We start from the raw sequence: 10794 nt of genomic DNA, 5'->3' as shown, positions 1-10794 counted from the left end.
TAAAAGAATATCAATTTAAAAGCTAATATCAAAAAAACTAAATTTTCAGGCTGCCTGCTGATAGGCAATCAACATCAAAAGGCAGCTTGAAAATCAATAGCATAACAGATTTATTTGATTTAATTGAAGAAATGAAACCAACTTAAAATATTTTTCCCAAATATCCTTACACATCAGGAGATGAACATGACAATTTCTCATCTTGAATCTGCATTAAAGAAGAGTAAAACCAAACTCTTACCTTTGATTATGCTGATGTTTGCTTTCTCTATTTTAGACCGTTCTAATGTTGGTTTTGTGAAGCAATATTTAGAAACAGATGCAGGAATTGGTGCAGCCGCCTATGCTTTGGGTGCAGGGATATTTTTTATTGGCTACGCGCTGTTTGAAGTACCCAGTAATTTGATTTTACACAAAGTAGGCGCACGAATTTGGTTAAGTCGGATTATGGTGAGCTGGGGTTTGGTATCTGTTGCGATGATATTTATTAAGGATACAACCAGTTTTTACATTCTACGCTTTTTATTGGGTTTGACGGAAGCAGGTTTTTCGCCCGGTGTGGTTTTGTATTTAACTTATTGGTTTCCCAATCGTTTCCGTAGCCAAGCTTATGGTTGGTATTATTTGGGTGTACCCATTGCCTTGATGTTGGGTAGTCCATTTACAGGTTGGTTGTTGGACATGACCACAATTATGGATTTGAAAAATTGGCAATGGATGTTTTTGGTACAAGGTGTTTTAACAGTCATCATTGGTATTGTGGCATTTTTCTGTTTGGTTAGTCGTCCAGAAGAAGCCAAATGGCTGACACCTGAAGAAAAACAAGCATTGGCAGACGAATTTGCCAAAGATGCCCCCAAAGCGGTTCATACACATGATGGCAACAGTTTAATGCTGACATTTAAAGACATGATGGTGTGGCGATTTGTAGCAGTCTATTTTTCCATTCAAATGAGCGTGTATGGCGTATTGTTTTATTTGCCGACCAAATTGGCGGATTTGATGGGTGTGAAAGTGGGTTTGCAAGTGGGTTTGGTAAGCGCGATTCCTTGGTGTTGTACCTTGTTGTTGTTACCCATTATTACACGATTGGCAGACAGACAACACAACTGGCGACAAATGGCAATGGTGATGTTGGCTTGTGCAGTCGTGGGGATTGGTCTAGCTACTCAAATGACGACAGTCGCCACATTCATCATGGCAATCACATTGGCAATCATCGGTTTCATTATTGTACAACCCTTATTTTGGAATTTGCCAACCCAATATTTGCGCGGTCGTTCGGCTGCGGCTGGTACAGCATTGATTGGCGCGTTGGGTAATTTAGGTGGTTTTGTTGCCCCAAACTTGAAAAACTGGGCAGAAAGCACATTCCAAAATCATTATGCAGGCTTATTGGTTTTATCTTTGGTGGGTGTGCTGGGTTTAATTTTATTGGCAACCCTTAAATCAGCCGCCCAAAAAGAAACCTCAGGAGTTCAATCATGATTGACACCCACATTCATTTTTGGCGTTATCAAGCTAATGATTATGCTTGGATTTCTGATGAAATGCCGATGTTGAAACAAGACAGGCTGCCTGAACACATTGTGCCTTTGGCACAAGATTTGGGCGTGGTGGCTGGAATGGCGGTACAAGCGCGTTGTGATGTGGCGGAAAATGCGTTTTTGTTAAATTTAGCCAAAGAAAATCAATGGATTAAAGGCATTGTTGGGTGGTTGGATTTGCGTTCAGGCAGCCTGAAAGATGATTTGGCGCAATTTGAACACGAACCTTTGATGAAAGGCTTTCGCCATATTGTGCAAGATGAACCCAATCCTGCGGCTTATTGGTCTGACCAATTATTTAGAGATGGTGTCAAATTCATTCAAAAACAAGGTTTTGTTTATGATTTGCTGTGTCATCAAAAAGATTTGGGTGCGGTGGTGGATTTTGCACGAGCCATTGACGATAACTGGTTGATTTTAGACCATTTGGGTAAACCCGAATTTGGCACAACTGGCGCATTTGATGATTGGAAAAGCCATTTAAATCAACTGGCTAAATTGCCTCATGTGGCGGTGAAAATTTCGGGTTTGGTAACGGAATGTGGAGCGCATTGTTCGGTGGACGATATTCGCCCTTATGTGGCAACGGCTTTGGATTTGTTTGGCGATGGGCGCGTGTTGTTTGGTTCGGATTGGTCGGTTTGCACATTAACGCATGATTATCAAAAGGTTTTTGATTTGTTCTGTGCGACTACACACCATTTCAGGCAGCCTGAAAACCCATTTACCGAAAACGCCAAAAAAATTTACGGCATTGAATGGACGGATTGAACATCATGGATTTACATTTAAAAAACAAAGTCTTTCTGATTAGCGGTGGCGCGGCTGGCATTGGTGCGGCAATTTCTTTGGGTTTGGCGCAAGAAGGGGCGATTCCCGTGATTTTGGGGCGTTCGCAGCCCGATGCGGATTTTTGGGCAAAATTGCAAGCCATTCAATCGCAAAGTTTTTTTATTCAAACCGAATTGACCGATGAGCAAGCCTGTGTTTCTGCTGTACAAAAAACAGTTGAACAATTCAAGCGTTTAGATGGTTTGGTCAATAATGCGGGCGTGAATGACAATATTGGTCTGACCAGTTCCACCGATTTATTTCGTCAATCTTTGGAAAAAAATTTGGTACATTATTTTGTGTTGATGCGCGAAGCCTTGCCACATTTGCGCGAAACTTTGGGCGCGGTGGTGAACATCGGCTCCAAAACGGCTGTTACAGGGCAAGGTCAGACCAGTGCGTATGCCGCAGCCAATGGCGGTCGCATGGCTTTGACGCGCGAATGGGCGGCGGCTTTGTTGGCGGACGGGGTGCGCGTGAACGCGGTGATTCCTGCCGAAGTGATGACGCCATTGTATGCGCGTTGGATTCAAAGTTTTGAAAATTCAGAAGAAAAATTGGCACAAATCACGTCCAAAATTCCGCTTGGCAAACGCATGACCACTGCCGAAGAAATTGCGGATACGGTGGTTTTTCTGTTGTCGCCACGTTCGTCTCACACAACGGGGCAATGTGTTTTTGTTGATGGCGGTTACACGCATCTTGACCGTGCATTAACTTGATTTTATTAAAAATATTTTTGTTGTACCCCAAGTTGGGTTTTCAGGCAGCCTGAAAATTTTGTCAATCAAGAACCGATTTTTCTCACACCATTTTCTCAACTCACGGAGCACATATCATGAAACACATCATCAATCAATTCAATTTGTTGGCAATCACGGCTTGCGTTTTGGCAGCATGTTCTGGCGGTGGTAACGAGAGTCAAGTCCAACAAAAACAAGCACAAACGCCCCCAGCCACCACTTCCGCTCCTGCTCCTGATGGCACAGGCAGCAATGGTGCCAAAATCGGCATTGACCAACCACGCATTGACACGGATTTTTGGACGGCTTTTGCCAATTATGTGCCCACAAAAGGGCAAGAATTGGGCGCGAATTTGTATCAAACTTCGTCCAATAATGACGCGCAAAAAATGATTGCCAATGTACAACAAATGTTGCAATCCGATGTGAAAGCGATTGTGCTTGCGCCACAAGACACGGCAGCCGCCACCAGTGCGTTGGCAGCCGCCAAAGCCCAAAATATTCCTGTGGTTACGGTGGACACGCGCCCTGACGCTGGCGATGTGTATATGGTGGTGCGTGCGGACAATAAGGCTTACGGCACAAATGCTTGTATTGTGATTGGCGAAAAATTGAAAGGCGAAGGGCGTGTGGTGGAATTTCAAGGTGCGCTCAATTCCATTAATGGGCGCGACCGTTCGGAAGCCTTTGCCGAGTGCATGAAAACCAAGTATCCCAATATCAAAGTCATTGAAATTCCAACAGATTGGAAAAAAGAACCTGCCATTGCGGGCTTGCAAACGGCTTTGGCAGGCGGCAAAGTGAATGGCATTTATATGCAGGCTGGTGGCGTGTACCTTGAACCGACTTTGGCGTTTTTGAAACAAAAAAATCTGCTCAAACCTGCTGGCGATGCGGAACACATTGTGATTGTGTCCAATGACGGCATTAAATCGGAATTGGAAGCGATTAAACGCGGCGATATTGACGCGACCGTTTCGCAACCTGCTGATGGTTACGCGCATTGGGCTTTGTTTTACGCCAAAGCGGCTGCCGAAGGCAAAACGTTCCAAGTGGGCAAAACCGAGCATGGTTCAAATATCGTTCAACCGCGTGATGGTTTGTTGGAAGACCAAATTGTTGCGCCTGTGGTTACGGTTGATGGCGCAAAATTGGGCGATTTGCAAACCGTGAAAGCGGATTCGCCTGATTTGTGGGGGAATAAATAATTTGATTTGAAAAACAAAACTTTCAGGCTGCCTGAAAAGTTTTCCCTCTCTCCAACTCTCTCCCAAAGGGAGAGAGGGCTGGATGGGTGGCTTCAGCCAGCAACACCATTCCCTCTCCCTTTGGGAGAGGGCTAGGGAGAGGGAAAATCCCCAAAAAATAACAATCTCGGAGTATCCAAACATGACCGCCCCCTTATTAGAAGCCAAAAACCTGATGAAACGCTATGGCAATAATGTGGCGTTGAATAATGTGAATTTAACCGTCCACGCAGGGCGCACGCACGCTTTGGTGGGGCGCAATGGCGCGGGCAAATCCACGCTCGTGTCGTTGATTACGGGCTTGAACAAACCCGATTCAGGCAGCATCAAATTCAATGGCGTGGACGCGCCAGCCGCAGGCGATTTGCACGAATGGCGCAAACACGTTGCTTGTGTGTATCAAAAATCCACCATTATTCCGCATTTGAGTGTGGCGGAAAACCTGCTCATCAATCGGCAAAATTTGGATAAAAAACTGATTTCTTGGAAAAATGTTTACCAAAACGCACAAAATATTTTGGACGAATGGGATATTCCTGTGGACGTTCGCGCCGAAGCAGGCAGCCTGAACGTGGAAAACCGTCAGTTGATGGAAATTGCGCGGTCTTTGAGTTATGGCGCACGGTTCATTATTTTGGATGAACCCACCGCCATGTTGGACGGTCGCGCCATCAAACGCCTGTTTGCGCGTATGGAAAAACTGCACAATCAAGGGGTTACGTTTTTGTTCATTTCACATCATTTGTCGGAAGTTTACGATATTTGTCAAGATGTTACCGTGTATCGAGACGCGAAACACATTTTGACCACTTCTGTGGCAGAACTCCCCAAAAATCAATTAATTGAAGCCATGACAGGCGAAAAATACACCGAAAAACATTATTCATCACGCGAATTAAATCCCGAAATCACCTTAAATATTCATCAATTAAATCAAGCCAATGCTTACGAAAACATCAGTTTTCACATCAAAAAAGGCGAAATGGTCGGTTTGGCTGGTGGTGGCGGTTGTGGCAAAACCGAATTGGCGGAAACTTTGGTGGGTTTGCGTAAATGTGAAAGTGGCGAAATTTTGTTAAAAAACAAGACTTATCCATCTGGTAATGTGAAAGCGGCTTTGAATGCGGGCATTGGTTTTGTGCCACAAGACCGTCATCACGAAGGATTTATCCCCGATTTAAGCATTGCCGAAAATGCGACTTTAAGCATTATGGAAAAATTGGGCAAATGGGGTTTAATCAACCGAAACAAACAAAATGCGTTGGCACAACAATGGTTTAAAGAATTGGACATCAAAGCCTATGGCATTGAGCAGCCTGTAAGCGGCTTATCGGGTGGCAATCAGCAAAAAGTGGTGCAAGCACGCGCAATGGCGAATAACCCTGATTTGTTGGTCATGATGTCGCCCACCGCAGGCGTGGACATCAAAAGTAAGGAAACTTTGCTGGATTATGTCGCCAAAAGCAGCGAAAAAGGCACATCTGTGCTGATTGTGTCGGACGAATTGGACGATTTGCGTGCTTGCGACCGTGTGCTGGTGATGTATCACGGCAAATTAACCCATGAATTTCCAATTGGTTGGCAAGACCAAGAGTTAATTGCGGCAATGGAAGGTTTGAGCGAACCGCAAAATCCATTTCAGGCTGCCTGAAAATAGCCATTCAATTTAACGCGAGTTCAGGATAAAAATCATTGATAAATTTAAATAACTTGACTCCCTCTCCCTGTGGGAGAGGGCTGGGGAGAGGGTATGCTGCTCAACCAACCCTTTCTCCAACGCTTTCCCACAGGGAGAGAGGGTGGGTTGATTGGCACATTTACGGTTACTTATCCGAGTTCACATAATTTATTTTCTCATTCATCAATCAAGAGGGACAAACATCATGACCACGAATACGCAAGAAATTCAAAATGTTGTTGCGCCAAATCATCGCCCCAAAATTCAATGGGCAAATTTTCGGGATTGGGTTTTGATTCCACCCATTATTTTGATTTTGATTATTGGGCATATGGCAACGGGCAATTTTTTAAGTTGGGACATTTTGAAAATTCCGATTGAGCAGTCCACGCAAATTGGTTTGTTGGTTTTGGCGCAAGCCTTGATTTTGATTATTGGGCGCATGGATTTGTCGCTGGAATCCACGTTTGGGCTTGCGCCTGCGGTGGCGGTGTGGGCGGTGGTGGGTGCGAGCATGACGGGAACGGGCGGTTTCTTGAATGGGCAATTTGCGCTGTTGGCAGGCGTGGGTTTGGGCGTATTGATTGGGATTGCCAATGCTTTGATGATTGTGAAATTTCGCCTAAACGGTTTTATCGTCACGCTGGGTATGCTAACGGCATTGCGTGGCTTGCAAACTTTTTTAACAGGTGGCGCGAGTTTGTATCAATTACCCAAACAATTTCAAGCCCTTGCAGGTATGGGATTTTTGGGTATGTCATTGAGTTTTTGGGTGTTTGTGATAACGGCTGGTGTATTGATGTTTGTGATGAAATACACGCGTTTGGGGCGCAGTTTGTACGCGATTGGCGGCAATGCGGACGCAGCACGCGCAGCAGGCATTCGCGTGGACAGAATCGTGATGGGAACGTTGATTTTCGCCAGCGTGTTGGCGGCGATTGCGGGGATTTTGTACACGGTGCAATACGCTTCGGTGGGACAAACACAGGGTTCAGGCTACATTTTCACGGTATTTGCCGCGTGTGTGATTGGGGGGATTTCCTTAAATGGCGGACGCGGTTCGGTGTTTGGTGCGCTGACGGGCATTTTGCTGTTGAAATTCATTGACCAATTATTGCGTTCCATGCAGGTGTCTGGCACGGTGATTGAGCTGATTACGGGGACGTTTATTTTGGTGGCGTTGATTATTTCGCGCATTGCGTCTGGGAAACCGCAGGATTGATAGGGTGTTCAGGCAGCCTGAAAAGTGGGGTAAAATTCATTTTCAGGCTGCCTGAATATTTTTAATAGGAAAAATGATGAATATATTTGCGGATTTTGATTTTGAAAACTTTTGGGATAACAATGAATACGCCCAAGAGAATTACATTAGCGAGCCATTAACCGATGAAATGCTGTCCTATGTAGAAAATGAACTTGGGTTTAAATTGCCAAGTGATTATGTAGAATTTATGTCTTATCAAAATGGTGGTATACCAAAACTCAATCAATTTCATTTTAAAAATGAATATGTTGGTTTTAAGATTATCATAACAGGCATATTGGGTATTGGCGAAACAAAAGACCATTCATTATTGGGCGAATTTGGTCAAGAGCTTTGGATTGATGAATGGGAGTATCCGAACGATTGCGTTTATTTTGCTGACACAATTACAGGTGGGCACGATATGATTGCTTTTGATTATAGTGAATGCGGTAATAATGGCGAGCCTTCTGTGGTTCATATTGACCAAGAAGGCGATTATGAAAAAACGTTTTTAGCCAAAGATTTTGCGACTTTCGTGAAAGGCTTAAAGCATGACGATGATTTTGATGATTAAATAAGCCAAAATCTTTCAGGCAGCCTGAAACTATTTTCGTAGGGTGCGCCCTACATTCTGTTTTGACGAATGCGCGTGAGTTCGCTGTCAAATTCGGCAGCAAAATCATCGCTGATTTCGGGTGCGGTTTGACCAAACAATTGTTCAAAGCTCGGTTCGTTTTGTTTTTGCGCGGCTTGAAAAGTCTCCAAATTGCTTAAAACGCTGACGATTTTGCCCCATTTTGTGATGTACACAGGCTCGGTTTGCGACAATTTCAAAATCGCGCTGGCTCGCTGGTTAAATTCTTTGGAACTGATGATAATCATGTTTCGCCCCCTTGTGAAAATTTTCACTATATTACTGCTTTTTGAAATCTTTGTGTGTTTCAGGCAGCCTGAAAGGACATTTTGATGAAAAATACTTACGTTTTAATGCTGGATTTGCAAGACAATCCCGACAAAATCGCCGAATACGAACAACACCACCGCGCAGTTTGGGCGGAAGTGGAACAGCACATCGCCGATTGCGGCATCACCCAAATGACGATTTACCGTTTGGGAACGCGCTTGGTAATGTTGATGAACGCCGATGACACGTTCAGTTTTGAACGCATGGCGCAACTGTCCGCCCAAAATGAAACCGTGCAACGCTGGGAAAAATGGATGTGGGATTATCAGCAAGCCACGCCCTTTACCCCAGCAGGCGAAAAATGGGTGCTGATGGACGAGATTTATCGCTTTCAGGCTGCCTGAAAACTTTTGTATGGTAAATAAAATAGAAAACAAAATACAATTAGGGGTACAACTTATTGCACCAACTTTATGTTTTATTGGAAAAATAGTGCAACGAATTGTACCCCGCATTATGTCCTTTTTTTTAAATGGACTGACCATCCCCCAATTTTTTGATGGAAAGTAGGACAAATTTTATCTTCGCCTTTTTAGGTTGTTTCAAATTGCAGTAAATACAAGGCAACCATACCTGCCGCATACGAATAGTATATAAGCACATGGGCAACGCTGTAGTGCTTTTTCAATTCTGTGTGATGATACTGATACAAATTGTATCGTGTTGCCAATGCCATTGTGTATTGGCTGCACACCGTTCTCGTTGTTGCTTTGTCTGTGTTCATCTGAAATGACCATGAATTTATTGAGATATGAAATCGTTACAAACAAAAATGGGGCAGATATGAAATCTGCCCCTGCGAACCGAGTTCTGTCAGAGTTTTAGGTTGGCTGAAAGATGTGTGGTGAATTTGTGAAATGTACACCAACACGCTGCAAATTTAAGGCAATTTTGCCAATTCTTGTGAACGTTCAGCTGCTGCCTGAACACCTTTGTTCAGATTTTCGGCAATTTGGTGTTGTTCAAAAGTGGTCAATGCAGCTTGGGTTGTGCCGCCTTTTGATGTTACTTGTTGTTGTAAAACAGCAAATTCTTCGCTTGATTGTGCTGCTAATGCCGCTGCACCTTGAAAGATGTGTAAGGCAAGTGTGCGAGCAGTTGATGCATCGAAGCCTTGTTGTTGAGCGGCTTGTTGTAAGGCGTTGAGTAAGTAAAACACATAGGCAGGTCCGCTACCGCTGATGGCAGTGATGGCGTGCATTTGGGTTTCATTGTTCAGCCATACGGTTTGTCCTGACGCATCAAACAAAGATTGGGCGCGTTGTTTGTCTTGTTCATTGGTACCATTGGCAGCAAATAAACCTGTTACACCCAAGCCAACTTTAGCGGGTGTGTTGGGCATCGCACGGATAAGGCGTTGTGTGTCTTTGAGATAGTGCGACAGGGTTGTGGTGGGCAGACCTGCTGCAATGGAAACAATCAGCGCGTTATTGTGTTGCACATTTTCGCACGCTGCTTGCATATCTTGCGGTTTGACTGCCAGCACCAAAATATCGTGTTCATTTAATTCGGGCAGTGTGTTGCTGGTGTGGACACCGTATTGTGTGGTCAGTTTGGCGCGTTTTTCTGCGCTGGGGTCGGTAACGTGAATGGTTTCTTGGCTGCCTGAACGGTATAAACCGCTGATGATGGCTTCTGCCATATTGCCACCGCCGAGAAAATAAATGGTCATGGTTTTTCCTTTCTTTAATCTGGTAAATACGGATTTTTAAAATACCCGATGCTGTAAAGCGGGTAATTTTGTGCGCGTGGCATGCAGTTTTTCAGGCAGCATGTCTGCCACAATTACGCCTTTGTTTTCGGGTAATTCTGCCAATATTTCGCCCCAAGGATCAATGATGATGGAATGACCATAGGTGCGGCGACCATTCTCATGTTGCCCACCCTGACCAGCAGCAATGACATAACATTGATTTTCTACCGCGCGGGTACGCAAAAGTAAGTGCCAATGGGCTTGTCCTGTGGTGTAAGTGAAGGCGGCGGGCAGCATCAATACGTCAAACGGTGTTTGTGCGCGGAAAAATTCAGGAAAACGCAAATCGTAGCAAATGCCTTGTGCCACATGCCAGTTATCGCATTGCAGTTTGGGAAGGGCATGACCAGCACAAATTGTGTCGGCTTCGGCGTAACGTTCATGGTTGCCTGAAAAGCCAAATAAGTGAATCTTATCGTAACAACTTAATAGTTTACCGTTTGGTGCGTAAACCAGCATGCTGTTGCGTACTTTATTGGGAACAGAACTTTGCAAAGGAATACTGCCTCCAAATAAAACCACGCCATATTCTCTTGCCGTTTGTGCCATGATGTCTTGTAACAGACCGTTGCCAAACGGTTCAGCCCATACCAGTTTATCGGTATCGTTGTGTCCCAATAAAGCCCAATATTCAGGCAGCAACACCCAATTTGCACCTAAATCAGCTGCTTGGCGTACCAAGTCGCGCATGGTTTGAATATTGTGTTGCACATCGCAGCCTGAAACCATTTGTATTGCTGCCACGCGAATGGTGGATTGTGTCATATATGTCCTTTCAGGCAGCC

11 protein-coding genes are annotated in these 10794 nt (G+C 44.5%); 8 read left to right on the top strand and 3 right to left on the bottom strand.

Going from position 1 to position 10794, the window contains the following annotated elements; translation table 11 throughout:
- Positions 1 to 186 precede the first annotated feature (186 nt).
- From Q4B82_RS02690 to Q4B82_RS02660, 7 genes are all read left to right on the top strand, one after another.
- Entirely contained in the window at positions 187 to 1488 is a 1302-nt protein-coding gene (locus Q4B82_RS02690; RefSeq protein ID WP_303064894.1) for an MFS transporter, read from the top strand.
- Positions 1485 to 2318 carry an amidohydrolase gene (locus Q4B82_RS02685; protein WP_303064893.1) on the top strand — a complete coding sequence of 278 codons (834 nt, stop codon included), beginning with the start codon at positions 1485 to 1487 and terminating at the stop codon, positions 2316 to 2318. The genes Q4B82_RS02690 and Q4B82_RS02685 overlap by 4 nt, the downstream gene beginning before the upstream one ends.
- 5 nt (positions 2319 to 2323) lie before the next feature.
- Positions 2324 to 3100 (top strand): SDR family oxidoreductase, encoded by a 777-nt coding sequence (locus Q4B82_RS02680; protein WP_303064892.1) that lies wholly within the window; start codon positions 2324 to 2326, stop codon positions 3098 to 3100.
- Between the two features lie 116 nt (positions 3101 to 3216).
- Positions 3217 to 4329, top strand: a complete 1113-nt coding sequence (locus Q4B82_RS02675) for a sugar ABC transporter substrate-binding protein (protein WP_303064891.1) — start codon at positions 3217 to 3219, stop codon at positions 4327 to 4329.
- A gap of 181 nt (positions 4330 to 4510) precedes the next feature.
- Positions 4511 to 6019 (top strand): sugar ABC transporter ATP-binding protein, encoded by a 1509-nt coding sequence (locus Q4B82_RS02670; protein WP_303064890.1) that lies wholly within the window; start codon positions 4511 to 4513, stop codon positions 6017 to 6019.
- Positions 6020 to 6251: 232 nt separating this feature from the next.
- A complete protein-coding gene (locus tag Q4B82_RS02665) occupies positions 6252 to 7268 on the top strand; it encodes an ABC transporter permease (protein ID WP_303064889.1) in 1017 nt (338 codons plus the stop codon).
- 76 nt (positions 7269 to 7344) lie between these two features.
- The gene (locus Q4B82_RS02660; RefSeq protein ID WP_303064888.1) at positions 7345 to 7866 is read left to right on the top strand and encodes an SMI1/KNR4 family protein; all 522 of its coding nucleotides are present in this window, start codon (positions 7345 to 7347) and stop codon (positions 7864 to 7866) included.
- Positions 7867 to 7916: 50 nt separating this feature from the next.
- On the opposite strand, the gene Q4B82_RS02655 is transcribed toward Q4B82_RS02660, so the two are convergent.
- On the bottom strand, positions 7917 to 8174 hold the full coding sequence (locus Q4B82_RS02655; protein WP_303064887.1) for a hypothetical protein: 258 nt from the start codon (positions 8172 to 8174) through the stop codon (positions 7917 to 7919).
- Between the two features lie 84 nt (positions 8175 to 8258).
- On the opposite strand from Q4B82_RS02655, the gene Q4B82_RS02650 reads away from it, so the two are divergent.
- Positions 8259 to 8600 (top strand): L-rhamnose mutarotase, encoded by a 342-nt coding sequence (locus Q4B82_RS02650; protein WP_303064886.1) that lies wholly within the window; start codon positions 8259 to 8261, stop codon positions 8598 to 8600.
- 536 nt (positions 8601 to 9136) lie between these two features.
- Here the strand turns inward: Q4B82_RS02650 and proC are convergent.
- Complete coding sequence (gene proC / locus Q4B82_RS02645; RefSeq protein ID WP_303064885.1) at positions 9137 to 9928, bottom strand: pyrroline-5-carboxylate reductase; 792 nt, start codon at positions 9926 to 9928, stop codon at positions 9137 to 9139.
- Between the two features lie 36 nt (positions 9929 to 9964).
- Positions 9965 to 10774, bottom strand: a complete 810-nt coding sequence (locus Q4B82_RS02640) for a carbon-nitrogen hydrolase family protein (RefSeq protein ID WP_303064884.1) — start codon at positions 10772 to 10774, stop codon at positions 9965 to 9967.
- Positions 10775 to 10794: the final 20 nt, after the last annotated feature.

The sequence above is a fragment of the Alysiella sp. genome (genome assembly GCF_030525755.1).
Lineage (GTDB): Bacteria > Pseudomonadota > Gammaproteobacteria > Burkholderiales > Neisseriaceae > Simonsiella.
Note: the sequence above shows the minus strand (reverse complement) of the source record. Positions and strands in the feature narration are given on the sequence as shown.